Annotated in this window: 23 protein-coding genes; all 23 read left to right on the top strand. The window is 62.9% G+C overall.

Annotated elements, in window-relative coordinates:
• Nucleotides 1–222: hypothetical protein (locus C8K14_RS22670; RefSeq protein WP_158271923.1), on the top strand; the 222-nt coding region annotated here is incomplete at its 5' end.
• A complete protein-coding gene (locus tag C8K14_RS15085) occupies nt 219–425 on the top strand; it encodes a hypothetical protein (protein ID WP_107717262.1) in 207 nt (68 codons plus the stop codon). The genes C8K14_RS22670 and C8K14_RS15085, both read left to right, overlap by 4 nt.
• 166 nt (nt 426–591) lie before the next feature.
• A complete protein-coding gene (locus C8K14_RS15080; protein ID WP_108338591.1) occupies nt 592–1,563 on the top strand; it encodes a hypothetical protein in 972 nt (323 codons plus the stop codon).
• Complete coding sequence (locus tag C8K14_RS15075; protein WP_133726839.1) at nt 1,514–2,083, top strand: hypothetical protein; 570 nt, start codon at nt 1,514–1,516, stop codon at nt 2,081–2,083. Before C8K14_RS15080 ends, C8K14_RS15075 begins: the two co-directional genes overlap by 50 nt.
• Nucleotides 2,080–2,277, top strand: coding sequence for a hypothetical protein (locus C8K14_RS22425; protein ID WP_133726838.1), 198 nt, complete (start codon nt 2,080–2,082; stop codon nt 2,275–2,277). The genes C8K14_RS15075 and C8K14_RS22425 overlap by 4 nt, the downstream gene beginning before the upstream one ends.
• A gap of 16 nt (nt 2,278–2,293) precedes the next feature.
• The gene (locus C8K14_RS15070; protein ID WP_133726837.1) at nt 2,294–3,145 is read left to right on the top strand and encodes a hypothetical protein; all 852 of its coding nucleotides are present in this window, start codon (nt 2,294–2,296) and stop codon (nt 3,143–3,145) included.
• Nucleotides 3,146–3,262: 117 nt separating this feature from the next.
• Nucleotides 3,263–3,910: a hypothetical protein gene (locus tag C8K14_RS15065; RefSeq protein WP_107717258.1), complete on the top strand. Its 648-nt coding sequence runs from the start codon at nt 3,263–3,265 to the stop codon at nt 3,908–3,910.
• Entirely contained in the window at nt 3,831–6,032 is a 2,202-nt protein-coding gene (locus tag C8K14_RS15060; protein ID WP_133726836.1) for a terminase gpA endonuclease subunit, read from the top strand. Before C8K14_RS15065 ends, C8K14_RS15060 begins: the two co-directional genes overlap by 80 nt.
• On the top strand, nt 6,029–6,271 hold the full coding sequence (locus C8K14_RS15055; protein WP_133726835.1) for a hypothetical protein: 243 nt from the start codon (nt 6,029–6,031) through the stop codon (nt 6,269–6,271). The genes C8K14_RS15060 and C8K14_RS15055 overlap by 4 nt, the downstream gene beginning before the upstream one ends.
• Nucleotides 6,271–7,917 carry a phage portal protein gene (locus C8K14_RS15050; RefSeq protein WP_107717255.1) on the top strand — a complete coding sequence of 549 codons (1,647 nt, stop codon included), beginning with the start codon at nt 6,271–6,273 and terminating at the stop codon, nt 7,915–7,917. Before C8K14_RS15055 ends, C8K14_RS15050 begins: the two co-directional genes overlap by 1 nt.
• Nucleotides 7,914–8,810 carry a S49 family peptidase gene (locus tag C8K14_RS15045; RefSeq protein ID WP_107717254.1) on the top strand — a complete coding sequence of 299 codons (897 nt, stop codon included), beginning with the start codon at nt 7,914–7,916 and terminating at the stop codon, nt 8,808–8,810. Before C8K14_RS15050 ends, C8K14_RS15045 begins: the two co-directional genes overlap by 4 nt.
• Before the next feature lie 21 nt (nt 8,811–8,831).
• Entirely contained in the window at nt 8,832–9,479 is a 648-nt protein-coding gene (locus tag C8K14_RS15040) for a hypothetical protein (RefSeq protein WP_107717253.1), read from the top strand.
• Between the two features lie 27 nt (nt 9,480–9,506).
• A complete protein-coding gene (locus C8K14_RS15035; RefSeq protein ID WP_107717252.1) occupies nt 9,507–10,169 on the top strand; it encodes a head decoration protein in 663 nt (220 codons plus the stop codon).
• Between the two features lie 88 nt (nt 10,170–10,257).
• Nucleotides 10,258–11,268 carry a major capsid protein gene (locus tag C8K14_RS15030; protein ID WP_107717251.1) on the top strand — a complete coding sequence of 337 codons (1,011 nt, stop codon included), beginning with the start codon at nt 10,258–10,260 and terminating at the stop codon, nt 11,266–11,268.
• 1 nt (nt 11,269) lies between these two features.
• On the top strand, nt 11,270–11,563 hold the full coding sequence (locus tag C8K14_RS15025) for a hypothetical protein (RefSeq protein WP_107717250.1): 294 nt from the start codon (nt 11,270–11,272) through the stop codon (nt 11,561–11,563).
• Entirely contained in the window at nt 11,560–11,904 is a 345-nt protein-coding gene (locus C8K14_RS15020; protein WP_133726834.1) for a hypothetical protein, read from the top strand. Before C8K14_RS15025 ends, C8K14_RS15020 begins: the two co-directional genes overlap by 4 nt.
• Nucleotides 11,897–12,367 (top strand): hypothetical protein, encoded by a 471-nt coding sequence (locus tag C8K14_RS15015; protein WP_133726833.1) that lies wholly within the window; start codon nt 11,897–11,899, stop codon nt 12,365–12,367. The genes C8K14_RS15020 and C8K14_RS15015 overlap by 8 nt, the downstream gene beginning before the upstream one ends.
• Nucleotides 12,368–12,388: 21 nt before the next feature.
• Entirely contained in the window at nt 12,389–12,613 is a 225-nt protein-coding gene (locus C8K14_RS15010; RefSeq protein ID WP_133726832.1) for a hypothetical protein, read from the top strand.
• A 25-nt stretch (nt 12,614–12,638) separates the two neighbouring features.
• On the top strand, nt 12,639–13,826 hold the full coding sequence (locus tag C8K14_RS15005) for a hypothetical protein (RefSeq protein WP_133726831.1): 1,188 nt from the start codon (nt 12,639–12,641) through the stop codon (nt 13,824–13,826).
• 29 nt (nt 13,827–13,855) lie between these two features.
• The gene (locus C8K14_RS15000; RefSeq protein ID WP_107717245.1) at nt 13,856–14,626 is read left to right on the top strand and encodes a hypothetical protein; all 771 of its coding nucleotides are present in this window, start codon (nt 13,856–13,858) and stop codon (nt 14,624–14,626) included.
• Between the two features lie 156 nt (nt 14,627–14,782).
• The gene (locus C8K14_RS14995) at nt 14,783–15,496 is read left to right on the top strand and encodes a hypothetical protein (RefSeq protein ID WP_133726830.1); all 714 of its coding nucleotides are present in this window, start codon (nt 14,783–14,785) and stop codon (nt 15,494–15,496) included.
• 3 nt (nt 15,497–15,499) lie between these two features.
• Nucleotides 15,500–20,296: a D-alanyl-D-alanine carboxypeptidase family protein gene (locus C8K14_RS14990; protein ID WP_107717243.1), complete on the top strand. Its 4,797-nt coding sequence runs from the start codon at nt 15,500–15,502 to the stop codon at nt 20,294–20,296.
• Nucleotides 20,296–22,221, top strand: coding sequence for a hypothetical protein (locus tag C8K14_RS14985; RefSeq protein ID WP_107717242.1), 1,926 nt, complete (start codon nt 20,296–20,298; stop codon nt 22,219–22,221). Before C8K14_RS14990 ends, C8K14_RS14985 begins: the two co-directional genes overlap by 1 nt.
• Nucleotides 22,222–22,224: the final 3 nt, after the last annotated feature.

Raw genomic sequence — 22,224 nt, 5'->3', positions numbered from 1 at the left:
TCCCGCGTTCAACCCGATCGCTTCGCTTACGATGCGATGATGGAGCGAAAAATCCGTGCCCACATAGGAAAAGACGTGTCGATGATGACCGACCGGCGTGGTGGCGAAAAGAAACCCATGACGCTTGATGCCTTCGCCCAGCGACTTCGCGCCCAGCCTGAGGAGCGCTACGAATATCAGCCCGGCGATAGCGGCTGCGCCTGCTTTGCGGGTGTCGCATGAGCATCCCAGCGCCTTTCGAGGTGCATCAGCACCATGATGGCTGGCGGTGGCATCTGATCGCCGCGTGTGGCCGGCCGCTGGCCTATTCGACCGATGCATTCCCCAGCGACTTTGCCGCTGCCGAGGCGGCCAGGGCCACGCGCGCTGACATGGCGCTGCGGGCGGCCTTGGTTGATGCGGATGGGGAAATGCCGTGGACGTGAAAGACCGCAGCCAATTCCACCGCGATAGCCTCCGCAGGGCCGCTGCTCAGGTCATCTGCCCGACATGCGGCGCCCTGAGGGGCTTTCCATGCATTCGCGCGCGTGGCGGCCCCCGCAAGGCCATCCACGCCGATCGCTATGCCCAAGTCCGGGGAGAGCGGCCCCTGTGAGCGGCTTCGTCACCCTCCACCGTGAAGCGCTCGATCATCACCTGTTCCGGGGCGATTCCGCGCGGCTGGGCGCATGGTTCTGGCTGATCGGCAAGGCATGCTGGAAACCGACAACGCATGACGCGCGCGGGCGCACGATCACTGTCGAACGCGGGCAGCTTTGTGCTGGCCGCGAGTATCTGGCGAAGGAGTGGGGCTGGTCACCCAGCGCGGTCGAGCGGTTTTTGGTCCGTCTCGAAACCGAACATATGATCGAACGGCAAACCGGACAGGGAAAGTCAGTCATAACCATCTGCAATTACGACAAATATCAGGACGTAGCGGCAGAAGGCGGACATATGTCCGGACAGTCAACCGAACAGAAGTCGGACAGAAATCGGACAGCAAAAGAACAAGGGAACAAGGAAACAAGAGAACCTAACGGTTCTCATACCCCCCTTTCCCCCCGTTCTGATTTCGAGGCTTACCCAGAGCCTGCCCCAGCGCCCACCGCGGACAATCGGGGTGAGGTTGAAGCTTCGCCTGCCGCCGCCAAGTTTGGGCCACAGGACGTGCTCGACATGTGGAACCGGGCAGCGGTTCAGATCGGCCTGCCCAAGGCCACGAAGCTGTCCGATGCCCGCCGCAAGCACGCCACCAGGCTGATCCGCGATCACGGCGAGGAAGGCTTCCGCACCGCCATCAGGGCCATCATCCGCTCCCGGTTTCTGCGGGGCGATAACGACACCGGCTGGCGGGCGGACGTGGATTTCCTGCTGCAACCCAAATCCTTCTTGAAGCTCATTGAGGGCGCATATGACCGAAGCAACCGGGCAAGATCTGATTACCGCCACGAGCCCGACGGCGCAGTGGCTTTCCTCCAGCAGCGTCTTGGGATTGACGGAGATCCGGGCCCTCCCGGAGAGGCTGGACGATGGGATGATCGAGAAACTGGAGGCAGTGATCTCGTGCCCCGCCGTTCAGCCTGAGCCTTGCCCGCCGCAGTATCTGGAAAAAGCGCTGATGGCGATGATGGCGGTGCTGCCGCGTCAAGGCAAGGATGCGGCGACAGGCGCGGTGATGGTCAAGCAATACCTGCTCAAGCTGGCCAAGCACCCCAAGGGCGCGATCGAGTATCTCTGGGCCACGTCGATCGATCGGTTGAAGTGGTTTCCCACCGTGGCCGAGTGCAACGAGATCATCGCGGAATGGACCTCGCGCGCGGCGGAGCAGCGGCACGCCAAGGACATCGCCGGCAGCCGGATCAAGCGCGAGAAGCAGGCCCGGTTCGATGATGCGATGCGCGCGCTGAAGAAGGGCCAGTTGAGCCAGGCCGAGATCGATGCGCTGCCCGACAAGTGGAAGCTCCATGCCGTGACGGCGGGCCACCTCTGGCTGCTGAAGAACGGCGAGCATCGCGCCCGGTCGGCATTCCTCTGGATGACCGATGCCCAAGTGGAAGAACAGCGCGCCCTAGTGGCGCAGTGGCAAGAGGAAGGTTTGCTGTGAGCCGTTCAAGCCTGACACGCTTCTCGCATATGATGCAAGATCCTGACCCAAATGGTGCCAGTAAAGCTGCGCGCGAGGCCTGGCTTCAACACGGCATTGTTGTCATTTTTCCGAGCCAATTGAAATCTATGGCGGGTCTGGAACGCCAATTGATTTGCGCTATTGCTGATAAGAACTATGGTAAAAGACAATAATACAATGGGGTCGGACATGGACAAGCGTAAGATTACCGCCGAAGAGGTGAAGGCAAGGGTGCGAGATAATGCCATTGCCGAAGAACAGCGAGAAGCAGCTTTCATTGATCATTTCGAGCGCGTGGCTGTGCAGCGCGTCTGCGATGAGATCGGCAAGCCGTTTGTTGAGGCCGGGTTGGTTGGCGTGGATGAACCCGCGGCAGTGGCGGCTGAGCGTGAGCGCGTCGCGGCGCTGATCGAGCGTGACCGGGCCGATCGCGTCAGCGAGCGTGATCGTAAGGCCGCCGCGTTGCAGGTATCCGAGGGTGTGACGGTAAACATTGCCGATGCCGTGATTGAGCCTACGCCGGAATGGAAGGAGCAGGGCGATTTTCGCACTTTCACGCCGCGGCTGGAGCAAGGGACCGTGCGCACGGTGAAGGCCTATCGCCGCGTCAGTGTGCCGATGGTCCTGCGGCTTTGGAGCAAGGGCAAGATCAACGATGACCAGCTGCGCGCCTGCATCTGGTATCGCGAGGCATGGGAGCAGGCCGGGCTGATTGGCCGGTTCAAGTCCAGCCACATCAGCTTGACCGGAAATACCGGCGGCAGCGGCGGCATAGGCCAAGCCCCGATGGCATTGCAGCAGCGTGAGGCCGAAGCCAGGGATGGGTTCCGCCAGGCCACGGCAGCGATCGCGCCGGTGCTGGTGAAGATGTTTCAGGCGATCGTGCTGCACGACATGCCTCTGGCGCGCGCGCGGCGCTTCATCCGCTGCCGCAATGGTCAGGAGTTCCAGCGCTTCCTCGCCGCCTGCCAGGATCTGGTTGCCCACATCGAGAGCAATTCGATCGAGATCATGGACGAAGATGATGATGAAGGAATTTGACACGGGGAGAAAAACGATTCATCTGTGCCCCCGGAACAGTTATGCCCAGCGAACAGAGCCCCGCCCCGTGCGGGGCTTTTTCGTTGGTGCAAACCGCCAGAAATCAGGGGTTTTCTGATGGCCCGGCCTGGCACAAGCATCAATGCTCGGATCGGAAAACTGATCACAGCCGAGCAGCGCGCAAAAAAATTCAAGCGAGGCGAAGTCCTGGCATCCAAGCCGATGTGCGAGGTGCTGGGGGTGAGCTGGCCGACGTTGCGGGATTGGTGCAACGACATTGCGGAACTGGAAGCATCCGGCGCCGTGGTGCGTGGTGGCAACGGCATCGAGTGGCAGTTCAAGCCGGCTCGCACCGTGGCCATCATACTCAAGTCGCTGTCCAAGCAGCGGGACGGCCAGGCCAAGAAGAGCCGGGAAATCAGCAAGGCGATTGGTGTCAGCCTATCGCCCGATGAATCCGCGCCCAGCCTGGCCGAGACGAAGGACCTGGTGAACCTGACGCTGGCCGTGGTGGCCGCGCAGGAAAAGCAGGGCCGCTACACGCCGACCGAGCAAATGCTCGACTTCATCGAGCGCTATAACCAGCGCGTGGTGGAGGGGATCATGGGGGTGCGCACCCGCATGGACCCGAACGGGAAACTACCGCCCCAGATCCGGGCGGAAATCGACAAACACCTGCGCGCGGTTGCCACTGAAGTTCATGGTGAGGCCAAGCGCTTCATCGGAGAACACTGTGCGGGTTCTATCCAGGCAGGAGCTATCTGAGCAGGCACGATTGCTGGCTGCCGATGGCTTTTGCCAGGCGCCCGCCGCGCTGGCTGCACGCAAGCTCGATAGCCTGCTGCCGCGCGACAGCCTGACCACGCTCGAATATTCGGAAACGCGCCGGGTCATTCGCAAGCCTGACGGCACCAAGACGAACTGGTCCAAGGATCTGACGCCCTACCTGGTGCCGATCATGGATGCCCATGACGAACCAGAGGTGCAGGAGATCATCGTACCTAAGCCGGGGCGCTGCGGCGGCACGGTGGTGGCCGAGAACCATGCGCTGAAGCGGCTGGAGAACGGGCCGGCGGGCGACATCATGTGGTATCTGGCCGGGCCGGGCGAAGTCCGGTCCTACGCCGATCGCGTGCTGACGCCGCTGTTCGAGGATCATACCGGGGTTTCTAGCCGGCTGGGCACCTCGGCCAGCGACAACAAGAAGACCATGAAGCGGGTCGCCGGGGCCACGCTCGAACTGATGGTCATGGGCAAGGCGACGACGACGAACCGCCAGGCGGCATACATCGTCTTCGATGAGCCAGACAGCTACCACAAGGACTTCCGCTCCAACTTCCTGGAGCAAGGCCGGCAGCGCCAGCGCATGCTGGGTAATGACCGGCTGATCTACGCCTGTGCGCACCCCGACATCGGGTGGACCGGTGGCGTGGCCCAGGCCTGGACGCTTTCGACGCAAGGCATCTTCGTGATGCGGTGCCCGGAATGCGGCGATCACGCCTCGCCCTATCCGACCAAGTATTGGCCGGAGGTGCGGCGGTTCCGGCTCAGCTACACCAAGGCGCCCGAGGGCACGCCGCTGGATGAGCGGCTGGCGCTGGCCGAGGCCACGGCCTGCATGGCCTGCCCGCACTGCGGCGCCGGCATCGATGAGGCCCAGCGCGCGAAGATGGTCGATGAGGGGCGCTACATGCACAAGGGGCAGACGCTCGACATTCGCGCCGGCATCGTGGGTGAGCCGAACAAGAGTAAGACCTGGGGCTTCTGGATCCACGTCCTGATGTCGAAGCAGGTCGGGCTGGGCGAACTGGCCAAGGAACTGGAAGGCGCGATCGAGCACAAGGAACGCACCGGCAAGACCGACAAGCTGAAGCAGGTCATGGTGCGCACCTTTGGCGAGGTGTTCGAGGGGGCTGGGGAAGCCGAAGGGCTCGACGCCCAGAACCTGCGGATGCGGACCAAGGATCTGGCCCGGCACAGTGATGATGGCGAGCCGGTGGCCTATCGCATGGGTGAAGTGCCCGATGGTGTGCGGTTCATCACCGTGTCCATCGACGTGGGCGACAACAAGTTCGACATCCTGGCGCGCGGCTGGGATCTGGAGCGGCGGTCATGGCTGATCGATCGCCGCACAATCCGGCAGCGCTGGGATGGCCCGGTGCTGCGCGACATCGCGCCGGCGCACTCGCAAGAGGACTGGCAGGTGCTGGCCGAAGAGATCGACCGGCTTTATCCGCTCCAGTCCGATCCTGGCCTGGCGCTGCGGCCGGCGGTGGTCACCATCGACGCATCGAGCGGCAAGCACACCTGGAAGGCATACGAGTTCGCCCGGCGCATGGACGGCAAGCGCTGGGGCGTCTGGCGCAAGGTCCGGTGCATCAAGGGCTCGACCAACGCCAAGGCGGATCCGCTGCCGGCGACGCCGACCAAGATTTCGAAGGACAGCATCGGGAAACTGGTGCTGCCCGTGATCACGCTTCACTCGCTGGGCGTGCACAAGCTGAAAGAGGACACGCTCACCGATCTTGCGATCGAGGATGGCAGCCCCGGCCAGTGCTACTTCGCGCTGAACACACCGGATGGCGCCTACCAGGAACTGTTCAACGAGGTGCTGATCGACGGGAGTTGGGTTCGCAATGGCCCCAACGAAACGCTCGATCTTTACGGATATGCCGAGGCCGGCCGCCTGATGTTGCAGCCGGATCGCAAAGACATTCGCTGGGATGATCCGGCGAAGTTCCCCCCATGGGCCCGCCCGGTTCCCCTCTATTCGGAAGGAGGTGATCAAGCGGTCGAGGTGAAAGCGGCGGCACAGGACACGGGGACGGACAAGCCGAAGCCGAAAGGCATTTTCGCCAAGCACAAGGCACTTGAAGGAGACGAATGATGGCGCAGTCATCCGCGGAAATTCAGGCGGAACTGACCGACCTGTATGCCGCGCGTGCCGCCTTGGCGAAAGGCCAGATGGTTGAGCAGGCTGGGCGTGGCATGCGCCTGATGCGCTTCGCCAAGATGACGCTCCCCGAACTGGATGCCTATATTCAGCGCCGGGAGCAGGATCTGGAACAGGCCAAGGCTGTCGAGGCTGGCACGCCGCGCCGGCGCGCAATCGGGACGTATTTCTGATGCAGCCGCAGGACTATCAGCGCAAGTTTGGCGCCAGCAAGCAATCCATGGCCATTGCCACCGGCGGCACCGGGCGGTGGGGCGCCTATGACGCGGGCCGCTTCAGCAGCCGAGAAATGGCGTCGTGGCATCCGCCGCATTCCTGGGTCAACACCGACATTCTCGATAACCGGGACAAGGTGCAGGACCGGGCGCGCGACATGGCGCGCAACCACCCGGTCATTTCCGGCGCAATCGATCGTCGTGCCGAAACTGTCGTTGGCCCGGAGATCCGGCTGGAAGCGCAGCCTGCGTTCGAGGTCATGGGCCGGAGCCCGGAATGGGCTGATGACTGGGCCACCAACACCGAAGAGCAATTCCGGGTCTGGGCGCAGAATCATCGGTTCACCGCTGATGTCGAAATGACCACGACGTTCGGAGGTGTTGTCGAGACGGCCTATCGCCACTGGTGGACCGATGGCGATGCAGTGGCGGTGATCAAGCTGCTGGACCGCGGCGCCAATTACCAGACCTGTGTGGAGGTGATTGATCCAGATCGGCTTTCAAACCCGGATGGTGTCGCCGACAACATGACGCTGGAAAACGGCAACCGCGTGATCGGCGGTGTCGAAATCCACCCCGATGGCTACCCGGTGGCGTATCACATCCGCTGCGCCCACCCGGCCGAGTGGGGCCGCACCGATGGCGAGACGATGCGGTGGGAGCGCGTCCCCCGCTATGACCAGACCGGGCGCCCGATCGCAGTGCACGCTTTCAAGCGCAACATCGGTGGCCAGCGTCGGGGCATCAGCCGGTTTGTCGCCGGCATCAAGCGCATGAAGATGTTCGATCGGTATGACGATGCCGAGGTCGAAGCGGCGCTGCTCAATGCCGTCATGGCCGGGTTCATGGAAAGCCCGTTCCCGACTGGCGATGTGCAGGGCGCGATGCAGGCGCCGACCGGCGCCGAGGGCAGTGATGATGCCTGGTCGTTCGACAAGCAGTTGAACTACCGGATGGAAAATTCGGTGAAGGTCGATGGTGTTCGCATCATTCAAGGCCTGCCCGGCGAAAAACTGACTTTTGCGCGCGCGGAACGGCCGAGCGCTAACTACCCCGAGTTCCAGAAGACTGGTCTGCGCAGCTTGGCCGCCAATTTCGGCCTGTCCTATGCGCAGGTGTTCCAGGACTGGAGCGACATCAACTATTCGTCAGCGCGTGCCATGCTCAATGAGATCTGGCGCGGTCTGCTGCATGATCGCTACGAGTTCGTGACACGGTTCTGCACGCCCTGTTATGCCGCATGGCTCCAGGAAGCGGTTGCGATTGGCCGGGTGAAGGTGCCCGGTGGTCCGCTGGCGTTCTTTCGCTGGCGCGACGAACTGACCATGTGCGCATGGAAGGGCCCAGGCCGTGGCACCATCGATCCGCTCAAGGAATCGCAGTCCAACGAGTTCGAACTGAACGCGGGCACCACGAACCTGGGCATGATCGGCGACGACAATGGTGTGGACCATCGCCAGGTGCTGCTGGGCCAGGCGCGCGACAAGCGGCTGCGCGAGCGCCTTGGCCTCGACGCCTATACCCCGCTCAAGGGCGGCAAGGCCGCTGATGGTGCCAGCGCCGACCAGCAACCGGCGGATGCGCCGGCAGGAGCAGAAGCATGAGCAAATTCGCCCACGTTGCCGGCCGGCTGTTCAATGCTCCCCTGATGCTGCGGCCTGAAAAGGCCGAAATGCTCTGCGCCGCGCTGGTCGACCGGCTGGGCATTGCCAAGCTGGATACGATCGATGGCCGTTCGCTGGGCGCTGCGCAGATGCGCCAGATGGCGATGGATGACAGCGACTGGTATTCCAAGCCGAAGACCGCGCGGGATATGTATGAGTTGCGACAGCGCGTGGCCACGGTTTCGATCTCTGGAACAACCGTGCACAAGCTTGGTGGGGTCGAGCCCTATTCGGGAATGATAGGCTACGATCAAATTGAGCGCATCGTGGCCGATGCTCAAGCCAATGAAGAAGTCGGCGCCGTTCTGGCCGAAATCGATAGCGGCGGCGGCGAAGTGGCTGGATGCTTCGATTTCTGCCGCAAACTGCGGACCATGGGCGCCAAGAATGGCGGCAAGCCCATCATCGCATTCGTCAACGAGATGGCGTGCTCCGCTGCCTATGCCATTGCGTCATGCTGTGATGCGGTCATGACAACCGAGACTGGTATCACCGGCTCGATCGGCGTTTGGACCATGCTGGTCGATATGACCAAGGGCCTTCAAAAGGGCGGCATCGAGGCGACCATGATCCGTGCCGGTGAACGCAAGGCGCGCGGCGGACCTTATGAGCATGCCGACAAGGAAACTGTCGATAAGCTTCAAGCCTGGGTCGATGAGACCTGGCACATGTTTGCCGCTCTCGTAGCAGAGGGGCGCCCCATCTCCGAAAAGGCCGTGATTAGCCTTCAAGGTGATTGGTTTACCGGTCACGACGCACTCGGCCTTGGCCTCGTCGATGCGGTCGATTCCTCCGAGGCCATTTTCGACGCGGTCGCGAAACTCGCCCGCTGATCACTCTACAAGGAGAAGACAATGTCCAAAGCCTCGAACGGGCTGCGGCAGGCGCTCGCACGCTCTGCGAGTGGCACCGTGGTCGCGCTGGGCGAGATGGCGGCTACCGACATCCTGGCAAGCCTGAGCGAAGAGCAGAAGGCTGGCCTTCTCGCCCAGCTTGGCGCCGCCCCGCCGCCCGCACCGCCCCCCGGTGCCAATGCCGGCGATCCAGAGCCCGACGGCAATGATCCGAACGAGCCGGGCGAGGACGACAAGTGCTCGAAGTGTTCGGAGCCGATGAAGGATGGCAAGTGCCAGAAGTGCACGCCGGACTCCAACGCCTCTGCTGCCGCCAGCGATCCCGTCGCTCAGGCCCGCGCCGAAGAGCGCGCCCGCTACAGCGCCGTGATGTCGAGCGAGCATTATCAGGGCCGCGAAGCCCTGGCCTCCAAGATGCTGGCCAACGACAAGCTGAGCGCCGACGACATTGTGGGCATGCTTGCCGCCGCCGCGCCGGGTGCCGCCGGCAGCGATGCCGATGCCCAGGCCGGCGCGGCGATGCTCGCCGCCATGAAGTCGTTCGGAAATCCCGACACCAGCCATGCCAGCGGCGGCAAGCCCAAGGCCGAAGCCAATCACGGCTGGGACCACATTCACGCTGAAATCCGCGAACGTCGCGGCCGGTAAGCCCAAGTCCGAAGGAAGGACCTTTCCATGACCACTCTGACCGAAGGCATTTACCCGACCGAATCGCTGATCAGCGAAGCCCCCGGCGAACAGAGCCGCGAGGCGATCGTCGTGAAGTCGGGCCAGAACCTCAAGTCCTGTGCTGTGCTCGCAACTCTCTTGGGCGGTACCGTCGCATCCGCTGCCAAGGCTGGCGGCAACACCGGCAACGGCACCTTCACGCTCGATGCCACCACGCCGCTGCTGCTGGGCGCCAAGCTGGGCGTCTATACCCTGCGCTGCATCGCCGCCGCTGCCAACAATGGCACGTTCCGGCTGGAAGATCCCGATGGCGTCGTGCTGAGCGACATCGTGATGGCCGCCGGTGCCGCCACCGTGGCAGAGCAGATCAAGGGCGCCCTGGCCGATGGTGCCACCGACTTTGTGGTGGGCGACGGCTTCGACATTACCGTCTCGGCCATCGTCGAGAAGGAGGTCGAATACAACCCGGCCGGCGCCGATGGTTCGCAGATCGCCACCGGCATTCTCTACGGCGCCATCAATGCCACTTCGGCTGACACGCGCGGCGTGGCCTACAAGCGCAACTGCGAACACAACGCCGACATCGTGGTCTGGAAGACGGGTATCACCGCCACCCAGAAGGCGAAGGGCACCGCCGACCTGAAGCGCCGCGGCATCATCCTGCGCTGATCTTCTGAACCAATCGCGCGCTCAAGGGCGCCGGGGCACGTCTCCGGCGCCCTTTTTGCGTCGATCCCTCTGAAAGGACCGATTCCCCATGCTTACCATGGACGTTTTCAAGCAGGACGCCTTCTCGGCGATCTCGCTGACCGAAGCGGTGCGCCGCAGCCAGACCATTCCCGGCTTGCTCGGCACACTGGGCCTTTTCACCCCCAAGCCGGTGCGCACCCGCACCGTGGCCGTCGAGGTCAAGGGCAACACGCTCAACATCATCCAGACCAGCGAGCCGGGCGCGCCGCGCACCCGCCGCGCCAACAACAAGGCCGACATCCGCGACCTGCGTGTGCGCCGGATCGAGGAAGCCAGCACGATCACGGCGGAATCGCTCCAGGGTATCCGGGCCTTCGGTTCGGAAACCGAACTGAAGACCCTGCAGAAGGACGTGGCCGAGCGGCAGCAGGACTGCATCGATGATCTGTCGGCCACCAAGGAACGCCTCTACCTGTCCTGCATCGATGGCGTTCTGCGCGATGCCGACGATACGGTCATCTACGATTACTATGACACGTTCGGCTTCGTGAAGCCGGGCGAAATCGACTTCAACTGGTCGGCTCGCACCGGCTGCAAGAAGTTCGTGGCCAACAACGTCAAGCGCCCCATCCTCCGCGCGCTGGGCGGCGTCGCGCCGGCAGGAATGCGCATCATTGCGCTCTGCGGTGACGACTTTTTCGACGATCTCCAGGAGAACGGCGAATATCGCGACACCTTCAAGAATACCGAGCGGGCTTCGAAGCTGCTGGAAGACACCGCGTTCGAATCGGTGGAAGCCTGGGGCGTCACCTGGATCAACTATCGCGGCACCGACGACAATTCGAAGGTCGCGGTCGGCGTGGACAAGGCGAAGTTCATTCCGGTCGGCGTGCGCAACCTGTTCCAGGAAGCGTTTGCCCCGGCGCCGACGTTCGGCTTCGTCAACACGCTGGGCCAGGAATGGTACAGCCGCATCGTGGTCGACAAGGATCGCGAGGAATGGGCCGATGTCGAAATCGAGTCCCACCGCCTCCCGATCTGCACGCGCCCCGAAGCGCTGATCCAGGGTAACAAGTAACATGGCGCGGCCTGTCCCTGACGGGTTCCGCCGGGTCCGGGCGCTCAGCGCCCGCACCCACTTCGTGCCTAGCCACGGCCAGGTTCACTTCGACCCCGACAACAGCAAGTTCGAGACGCGCAATCCGGCCCTGCCGGAAGACCAGATCGAACTGCTGGTCGAGCGCGGCTGGGTTGCCGATGACCTGAGCGAGGCAGATCTTGCCGACGACGATCAGGCGCCGGCGGCCAAGCGCCAGAGCCGCAAGGCCAAGGCTGTGCCCCCCGCCGACGACGATCAGGCGCCGGCGGCATGACTTGGACAGGCCCTCGTCTCGAAGACATGCTGGATGACCTGGCAATCACCAGCGCCGACATTCTTGGCGATGGCCTGTCCTACACCCCCGCCGGCGGCATCGCTACGCCGATGCGCGGCTATGTCGATTTCGGCGACCAGCAGCAGGACATGCAGACTGGCAAGGTCATTGCCCAAGATATCCGCATCGAACTGCCGATCGCCACCTGTCCGATCCGCCCCACCGGCCAGGCTCGGCTGACCATCAACCTGCTGCCCGGCATCGTCTTCAAGCCGATCGATATCGAGCGCAGCGACGACGGCCATCATTGGGTCTTCAATGTGGAGAAGGTCGTTGGCTGATCCTGCAATCTCCAAGGTCGAGGACGCTATTGCCGCCGTCCTGCGCGCTTGGCCCGCTTTGTCCGCGTTCACGGTTCTGACCAACCAGAGCAGCGATGTCGCGCTGGAAGAGGGGACCAACAATACGTTGACGGTCGCTACCGCCGCCTATCGTTTCGAGGTGGCAGACGAGAACTGGATGACTCTCCACACCGCAATGATCGATGTGGAGTCCACCACCCAGGTGCAGGCCGTAGGTACCATCAATCGTGCCAACCAAGCTGCTCTGGCCCATGTGGTTGGCGCGATTGGCGCAGATCGCACCATCGGCGGCATGCTGCAGGACATTCAGGAAGTCGATGTGGCGCCGGCTGCTGCCATGGGCCGCGATGTCGGATCTGCGTCGATCCAGCTGATGGTCCAGTTTTTCACGCCCCGGGACGATCATTTCACGATCGTTGGGCCCGGCGGCGCTCACTTCTGACCCCGACGAAAGGATAGCCATATGGCTGACAGTGTTTGCCCGCCGCTCGGCACGGGCAGCGTGGATATGAACGCGCTCTCCGACGCTGCACGCAAGAACAAGGATCTCGATGCAGCCCTGGCTGCCGCCACCACGCGCGTGGAGGCCCCGGCACAGGCCGATCCCGAATCTGATCCTGCTCCGACCGCCAGCCAGGCTGTTGAGCAGCCCGCTGCCGACGCCAGCCCGGCGGGCTCGGCGCAGTAACCTCGACTGAAGAAAGGCCAGTCCCATGGCATTGAAGTCCAACAACACGGCGGTTGCCGTTGCCATCCAGTCGGTGGTGGATGCGTTCACCGCGCCGACCACGCCGGCCGACCTGATGCCGGTGTCGAACCTGAAGCTCGATATCGCCGGCGTGACGATCGCCAACGACGAATACACCGGCTCGCCCTTCAAGAACGCTGACAGCGTGGCAGGCAAGAAGGTGACGCTCTCCTACACCATTAAGCTGCGCCCGCCCGGCGGTGTGGCCATCCCGGCCGCGAACGCATTCCTGCTTGGTCGTATTCTCCAGGCTGCCAAGTTCACCGAAGTGCGCACGTCCGCTGCTATCCCCGTTGCCCCCGAAGCGGTCAGCGCCGGCACTACCACCGGTGCCACGCTCGGCGCTGGCGCGGCGGCGACTGCCGATCTCTACAAGGGCATGGCCATCTCGCTGGCCGGCATGGGCACCAACTATAAGGAGCGCATGAGCGCCATCCGCTCCTATTCCTCGACGAAGGTGGTTGCCTTCGTGGAAACGTTCGGCAGCGGGGTGGCCGGCAATTACCAGATCCCGGCCCAGATCGGCTACATGCGTGACGTTTCGTCTGTTGATCCGATCCTGCTTTCCCAGCAGGTCTGGTTGGACGGCCACCGCTTCGATCTGGTGAACTGCCGCGTCACGCAGATGACCTCGCCAGTTCCGACCTCGACCAAGGACCAGGCGGCCTATCCGGAAGTGAACGTCACGTTCGATGCCACCATCAGCGCAAACTCGGAACAGGCCACGCCGGCCGTGCCGCCCGCTGGCACCATCCCCCTCTACAAGGACGGCGATGGCTGGTTGGCGGGTGTGCGCGTCGGTCTGAAGTCGTTCACCGTCGATCTCGGCATTCAGACCGAGAACCCGCCGAACCCGAACAAGGTCGACGGCGTCGATGCTGCCGAACTGGTGGGTGGCGTGGCCAAGGTGCAAATGGTGCGCCAGAAGTACCGGCCTTCCACCATCGACACCCTCGCTCTGGCCGATGCCCAGGCCTATCAGCCGTTCTTTGCGCAGTGGGGTAATGCGCCTGGGCAGATGGTGCAGATCGTCGTGCCCGATGGCCGCCTCGATTACCAGAACCCCGACCTCGGCGGGAACATCATCATGGAAAATGGTGACCTGCTGATCGATGCGCTTTCGCGCGGGGTCTGCATCAACTTCCCCTACTGATCCCCCACCACCTGAAAGGACATCCTGACGTGCCCCAGGACATCCCCCTGGAGGCCAGTGAAACGCTGGCCTTCACGCCACAGTCGCTTGCTGGCATCAGCGGCGCCCCCGTCTTCACGCTCCGAACCCCAACCACGCGGGAAAAGCGGTTTCGCCGCCGCCTGATGGCTGAAGAAGGCGTGGCCTTCCATTCCGAAGGCGAATTGCGGCAGGAAATTCTTGACGCGCTGCGCACCCATCTGTGGGGCGAGGAAAAGTTCGTGACCCACAGGGCGCCCCTGCTCGCGTATTGGGATGCGCTGGACGAATACCGTCTTCAGAAGAAGGACGATCCCGACCTCAAATGGTCCTATGATGAAGCCACTGAGCAGGCTGTTCTGAACCTGCTGCGCGATGTCGAGCAGTCCTGGAAGCCGATCGGCCGCATGAAGGCCGACAACATCGATCACAACGAAATCTTCATGGCGGCCACGGTGGCTGTCATCGTGCAGGAATGGAGCGGGCTTCCCACAGCCAGGGATACCGACCGCGGGTATCTCACCATCGATTGCGTCGATGCCATGGCCACCAGCATGACCAAATTTGCCGAGCGCAATGACGTGCTGGGCAAGTTGGCTTGGCTGGAACTGTTCAACGCCTGTGCCAAGCAGATGTCGCTTGATGAGGAAGAGGAAAAAAACTCCGCATCGCCGTCGCCGTCAGGGATGACCCCACCAGCTTCGAAGCCGAGGAAAGCCTCGGCCAAGGCTGGGAAATCCCGGGCCTCGGCGCGTTCCAGCAAAACCCCCGCAGGCGCCTGACCGATGATCATTGGGCGCTGCTTCGGCTCCACCGCCAGTGCGACATGGGCATGGCCGGCATGCGATATCCCGACGGGCGCGCGCCGCTCGATCAGCCATTGCTGCTGCTCGATGCGTTCGCGGTCATATCGTCGGCCCTGGCGGAACTGAAGCGCCGTGAGGATTAGCGCGCGCCTTCACGCCGGTGATTATGACGGGCCATTTGCTGCCTGGCGGCGTTTCGCCGAACAGCGCATGGAGCGGGCGGCCTTGATCGCCACTGATCGCGGCGCACGATCGATGCTGGGCCAGGTACGCAGCCAGATGGCAAGCGCCGGCCTGGGCCGGCTCGGCAATGGGCTTGGCGCGGATTCCGATCTGCGCCAGGGCCGCGGCGTCCACCGCTATGCCAATGGCGGCTTCAGCGCTTCTGGCGTGGTGTTTATCCGTAGCGGTTCCGACCGCACCAGGGGCGCGATCGAGGCCTATACCCAGGGAGCCGAGATCACCCCGGTGCGATCGCGCTGGCTCTGGATACCGACCGACAATATCCCGCGCGTGTCAAAGCGCTTTCGCCTGACGCCGGCACTGTGGGCGCAGAACGGGCTGGATCAGCGCATCGGGCCTCTGGTCTTCATCAAGGGCATCAACGGATATCCGCTGCTGGCGGTCAAGAACGTCGGCGTCGACCTCTCGGGCCGGAAGCGGTCGGCGAAGTCGCTGACCAAGCGCGGCATGCCCCGAGCAGGCCAGGCTGAAAAGCAGCTGCTCATTGCCTTTGTCGGCATCCCTCGCACGGCCCGCGCCGCGCGGGTGGATGTCAACGCCATTGCGCGCGCCGAAGCATCGGCGCTGCCGCTCCACTTCAACGATGCCACCGGAAGGATCTGACGAATGGCTGATGGTCCCGTGTTCCCGGCCTTTCTCAAGCTGGAATACCAGCGCGACAATAGCGCCAAGGACACGTTCCTTGCTGAAATGGCGTCGATCAACACTGATGCGCAGCGCCAGTTCAAGCAGTCGTTCGATGAGATCGGCAACATCGTCAAGCGCAGCCTCTCGGGCTTTCGCAGCGGAGAATTTCGCATCGATCTCGACACGTCGACGCTGCGTCAGGCCGCGAACGATGCCGAGTTTGCAGCGTCACGCCTGGCCTTCACGCGCGATGCGGCGACGAGGCTTGCCGGCGCCACGGGCGATACCTCGCAGGCCACGCAAGCCTATCTCCAGGCACTGCGCGCACAGACGATCGAGGCAGAGCGCAATGCCGGCGCGGCGCGCGAGCAGGTCACCACCTATTCCCGGCTCCAGGCTGAGATCGATCGCACGATCGGCAAGAACCAGCAGTTGGCTGCGTCATATCGGGCAACATTCGAAGAGCAGGCCAAGGCCACCAATTATGCCCATGCCTATCAGCAGGGCATCAACCAGGTATTCGCGCCAGGCCTGATCGGCCCAGCCAAAAGCGCGCGTTCGTCGGCGTCGGTATTCGAAGATCAGTCCTATGCCTCCAGGGCCGACACCCGCAGCGGGTTGGACCGCATGCTGGCCGGCTCTGCCTCGCTCGATCGCGCCGCAGTGTCCGCCACCACGCTTGAGCAGGTGCTGGGGCGCGTCTCGGCAAAGGGTCGCGAGGTGTCTGCGTCGCTGGCCGATGCGGCCCAGCAGGCAGCCCGTGCGGCCGAAGAGGAAGCGGCCCGTGTAGCAACTGCCAAGGCGGCAGAGGAAGCAGCGACGAAGGAAGCGGCAGATGCCATGCGTCGTTACGCCGCGCAGGCAAATGATCTTCGCCAGCGCCTCGATCCGGCACTGGCCGCGCAGCAGCGCTACGATGCCGAACTGGCCCGTGCTGATGAACTGCTGGCCGCCAATGCCATCTCGGCGCAGGAATATGCCCAGGCGCAGAAGCTCGCGACCGCCGGGCTCCAGGATGCTTGGCGCGGCCTCACGCAGGCCGAGAACGAGAACGTGGCGGTCAAGAAGCGTGGCAGCACCGAAACGCAGAATGTGATCAACGGCATTCGGGCACAGCGTTTTGCCTTTATCCAACTCGGCCAGCAGATGCAGGACGTGGTCATTCAGACCCAGATGGGCACATCTGCCACAACAGTCTTTGTGCAGCAGGTTCCACAGATGGCCTATGCGCTGTCTGGTCTGGAGGGCAACGTCAACAAGACCTATGACCGGATCGGCAAGTTCGCAACATTCCTTGCCGGCGGATGGGGCGCCGTGATCTTCGCGGCGGTAGCCGTGCTGGGCCCGTTAGCCACGGAACTGCTGGGCGTTGGCGATGCTGAGGAGGATGCCAAGGGCAAGGCTTACGATTTCTCGAAGGGGCTCAACGTTCTGGAGTTGAGCGCATCGAGCGCTGCCAACGCAATGGCGCAGCTTGCTCAAGAAATGCGGGGGGCTATTGCCGTTCAAGGCGATTTCCTTCGGGCGAAGGCAGATATTGCCGACAAGTCCGTTACAGATCTCGAAGCGGAACTGAAGAGTAGCCAGGATCAACTGGCAGCGGCCAAAAAGCGCTTGTCCGAAGGCGGCATGGCCTATTCGCTCTCTGGCGAAGGTCTGAACGATGCGTGGCGGGCGGACCACTTGCCAGCCATCATTGCCGATCAGCAGAAAGCACTGGCCAGCGCCCGCATGGCCCAAATAAATGCGCAAATTTCGGTGAGCCAGAGGGCCGTCAATGACAGCCTGGATGCCGCGACACGTGCGACTGACACATACAACGAGGCGGTTGGGCGTCTGAATGATCGCCTGCAGAAATCGAAGGATGACCCGGTCAGCGCCCAAAGCTCTGGCATCTTCATCGACCAGAAGGGTTATGAAGCCGAGTTTCTTCGCCTCACGAAAATCAAGAATGCCGCGATCAAAGCCGCGCAGGACGCCAAGAAGTCGGTCCAGGAATACGGTCGGGAGATCGACATGGCTGCTGCCAAGTCGATCGCGCAGGCAGCTGGCTTCCAGGTCAATAGCGGCAACCGGTCCTACGCCGATCAGAAGCGGCTCTATGATCAGTGGGTTGCACAGGGGAAGCCTGCCGATAATCCCGTAGCGGTGCCGGGTACTAGCGCGCATGAGCGCGGCAATGCCCTCGATATCCAGATCGCAGACGGTGTCACCCCGGCTTCGATCAAGAAGGCCTATGAGGATGCCGGTGTTCACCTCACCAAAATCTTCAAGGAGCGTGGCCACTTCCACATCGAGTGGAGCACCAGCGGCGCCGACAAGGTTCAGCGAGAGGAAGATCAGCTTGCCAAGTTTGGCAAGACTGCCGCTGAGTCGATCGCGCGCGTCAATGAACGGTTCAATGAGCAGCCGCGCCTGGTCGACGCCGCCGCCCAGGCTACCCGGCAACTAGACGACATCATTGCCGAACTGGAGAAGCGGCATCCTCCCGGTTTCGAGAAAATGATTGCCCAGGCCAGCGCGGCGAAGGCGGCTATCGATGATGCCTTGGTGCGCCCCTACAGGGAATTGCAGCGGGATAGCGATCGCCGCATCCAGCAGCAGCAGTTGCTTTTGCAGGGACGTGATGCCGAAGCTAATGCACTTCAGGACATCTGGCGGCTGGAAGAGAAACTTGGCCCGCTTACCGCTGAGCGACGCGCCGAAGTGCTGCGCATGGCTCAGGCTGAGCAAAAGCAGGTCGAAGCTCTCCAGCGAGCCCAGGAAATGCAGCAGATCTACCTCGACACCACGCGGTCTATCCGCAGCACAGTCGAGGGCATCCTGGGGGGCTATGGAAAGCTTTCCGACCTGAAGAACATCGGCCAGCAACTGCGCGGCCGGGTTATGGCCGAGAACCTGTTCGGCGACGTGTTTCGCGACATGGACAAGTGGGTGAAGGACAAGACCGGCATCGGGTCGAGCGTTGACCTGATGGCAACGGAAACTGAGCGGGCTGGCGCTGCGGCGGGCACGTTTGCTGATACGCTCATCGCTGCCGCCAACAAAATCGCTCAGGGCGGGAGCGTCGGCACCGGCGCGGGCAGTGCTGGTTCGTCGTGGGCTCTGGGCAACATGAGCATCCCCTCGATGCTGGCTGCCCCGAAATCGACGCCGGCCGCGGCCAACGAAAATCCGCAGATTGTCGTGACCGCGAACCTTCCCCCGAAGGTGGGCAAGACGGTCAACGACCTGACGCCTGATCGGTATTTCGAAGAGCAGAAGAACAAGATGCGCGATGCGCTGACAGCTGCTTTGGAAAAATCCGGTCTTGGCCCCGGCTTGTCGAAAAGCCTGGCCGGCCCGCTTGCCGGTGCATTCGAGGGCTATATCTCGACCGGCACCACGTTCGGTGCCGTTCTCGGCGGCCTGAAAGACATCAAGGGTTTGCCAGATGACCTATCGAAATCTCTCGGCGCGGCATTCAAGGGCGCGCAGACGGGGGCAAGCATTGCTGACCTAAGCGGCATGCTGGGCATCGGCCTGGACAAGAACGGGTCGGTAGCCGGCGGTGCGCTTGGTGGCGCCGTTGGCGATCTGGTCGGCATCCCTTGGCTGGGCGCCGCTGGTTCGGTTGTTGGTGGCATTCTTGGCAAGCTATTCGGCAAGCGCCCGCGCGGCGGTGGCGCAGTCACGCAGGATTCGGTGACGGTCAGCGCCAACGATAATGGGATCACCGGATCGCTCGACAGCTTCGGCAGCACGCTGCAGTCCTCGATCACCAAGATCGCTGATGCCCTGGGCGCTTCAGTCGGCTCGTATGATGTCGGGATCGGGCGCTACAAGGAATACTACCAGGTGTCGGGCGTCGGCAACGACAAGGCGCTGGGCAATTCCTATTTCCAGAACCGCAGCAGCACCGCGCTCTATGATGGCACCGATGCTGAAGCGGCAATGCGCGCGGCCATTCTGGGCGCCATCCAGGACGGCGCAGTCAAGGGCATCCATGACGGTGCACTGCGACTGCTCAAGGCTGGCAAGGACCTTGACACGCAGATCCAGAAGGCAGTCGATTTCGAGAACGTCTTCAAGAAGCTGAAGTCCTACACCGATCCAGTGGGCGCCGCGCTCGACACCCTCGATAGCGAGTTCACCAAGCTGAAGGCGACCTTCACCGAAGCCGGCGCATCGGCCGAAGATTTCGCTGCCCTGGAAAAGCTCTACGGCATCGAGCGCACGAATGCGGTGAAGCAGGCGATGGACCAGATCACTGGATCTCTGCAAAGCCTCTACAACGACCTGACCGTGGGCAATAGTGCGCTCTCGCTGCGCGATCGCAAGGCAGAGGCCCTGGCCACCTATCAGCCGCTCGCCGATCGGGTGAAGGCGGGCGACACCACGGCCTATGACGACTATGCCGCAGCGGCGCGCCAGCTGCTTGAGATCGAGCAGCAGATGAGCGGCTCCCAGAGCGACTATTTCGCGCTGCTCTCAGAAGTGACCTCGCTGACCAAGACGCAGCTGGACTCCACCAAGGCGGTGGCCGACGCATCTGCCAACCGGGATAGCCCGTTCTCGACCAGCACCAGCACGGGCACCAGCACTAGCACGTCGGTGGCGAACGATAACAGCAGCGTGACCAATGCCATCGGCTCCTTGGCACAGACGCTGCTCGACGGCCTGGGCTACAAGCTGGATGCCGTGAACACGAACCTTGGCTCGCTAATCCAGCAGGGGATCAACAACGGAACGATCACCGGCGAGTATGCCGGCATGCTGAAGACGGGAACCTGGTAATGCTCTCCGTCCTGGCGAAGGTATCCCCGCTGCATCTGGCGACGGGGCAGCGGCTCGATGTGCGCGTGGCATCTGCCCAGGATCGCCGCATCACAGGCCTCGGCGGGAAGGTGTGGGAGCCGGCCATGGTCACGCCGCCGTCGATCGGTATCGCACTGTGGAACGGCGACTTCACCGATGCCATTTCGGCCGCGGCGGCCACGCTGCCGGTCAATGTCGGCATCCTGAAGGAGACCTATGCCCAGGCCGATGACACGATGTGGATCGGTGCGCCGGTGGAGATCTATGCCGAGCCGGCCGGCACAGTCTGGCCCTGGCGCACCCTGTTCCGCGGCAAGGTGACCGGCTTCACACGCAAGTCCAACAATCTGTCCCTGACCTGCGAAGTAGACAGCGAGCCGTTCAAGGCCAATGTGCTGGTGAAGACCTATGCCGGCACCACGGGCGCGGAAGGCCCGGTGAGCATCAAGGACAAGGTGAAGCCCCTGGTGCTGGGCTGGGCCATGAACGTCGAGCCGCAGCTGATCGACAGCGACGACTCGGTCTATCAGTTCTCTGGCTATGGCCCGATCGAAGGCGTCACCACGCTTTACGAGCGCGGTTCAGACTTCGGCGCATCGGTGGGCGACTATGCGACCTATGCTGCGCTGGTTGCTGCCACCATTCCGCGCGGGCGGTGGGCAACCTGCCTGGCTGCGGGCATGGTGCGCCTCGGGGCCCCTGCCTATGGCGTAATCACGGGCGACGTGCGCGGCCATGTGGTTGGCGGGTCGACGCCGCGGCTAACCGGGAAGGTGATCCAGGCCCTGGCCCAGATCGCTGGCATCGATCCTGATATGCTGCAGACCAGCACGCTCGATACGCTGGATGCCGAGGTGCCTTTCCCGATCAACCTGGTGCTGACCGACCAGACCAAGTTCATCGATATCGCCCAGCAGCTGGCGCGCTGCTGCAATGCCCAGGCCGGGGTGAGCCTGACGGGCGAGTTTTTCGCCACGCGGGTAGCATTCGACCGCGACCAGGAAATTACCTTCGATGCCCAGGGGAGGGCCTATCCGCAGGTCACGGCGTCAGAGGAATCCTATGTCAGCGTGCCCTACTGGCGCACCACGATCGGCGCGAACCGGTCCTGGCGCGTGCACAGCGCAGACGAGATCGCCTTCGAGGCGCCTATCATCGAGCGCGGCCTCTATTCGCCGACCGAGACCTATCGCGAGGGGAATTGGGTAAGCCTCGCCGATGGATCGGAATGGCTCTACATCGCCCTGGCGCCAACCTCTGGCAACGCGCCGCCGGCCTGGCCGACAACTGCCAATGCCTATTGGCAGAACAAGCGCCCGCCGACCAAGGCGCAGGATATCACCTTCAACACGGGGCAGACGATCGAGGCCCTGAAGCCGGCCGAGGCAAATGCGACCAATGGCGCTCCGGCCGGCACTCCCGTGGGGGACAAAACCGCCACCGACGTATCGAGCACGGTCAAGGCTGGGGGCGGTGTTGCCACCGACCAGGTGGCAACGGCAGCGATCCAGAATGTGGCTGTCAGCAAGACCAATTACACCACGCTCTCCAACCCGATACCGCTACCCGATGCCGTCGATGTGGACATCTTCTCCCTGACGGTGACCAAGGACGAAGCGTCATCGCTGATGCGCATCGAGGCGAGCGTGATCATCGAATCCGACGACGATATTCGCGGCGACTTCACATTCTACAACTCGGCCGGATCTGCATCCCAGGTCTATTCGATCTTCATGAACGGCGCCCTAAGCACCTTCAGAACGGTGATCTCGATCACTGCCCTGTTCTCCGGCCTCGGCGCCGGAACAACCACCCACAAGCTGAAATTCCGGCGCAACGGCGGCGCAACTGTTGTGACGGCCAACGCCAACAGCCTGTTTTCAGTTCGCGAGGAAAAGAAGTAGCAG

The sequence above is a fragment of the Novosphingobium sp. GV079 genome, assembly GCF_003058045.1.
GTDB lineage: Bacteria > Pseudomonadota > Alphaproteobacteria > Sphingomonadales > Sphingomonadaceae > Novosphingobium > Novosphingobium capsulatum.
This window is presented reverse-complemented; position numbering and strand designations above follow the sequence as displayed.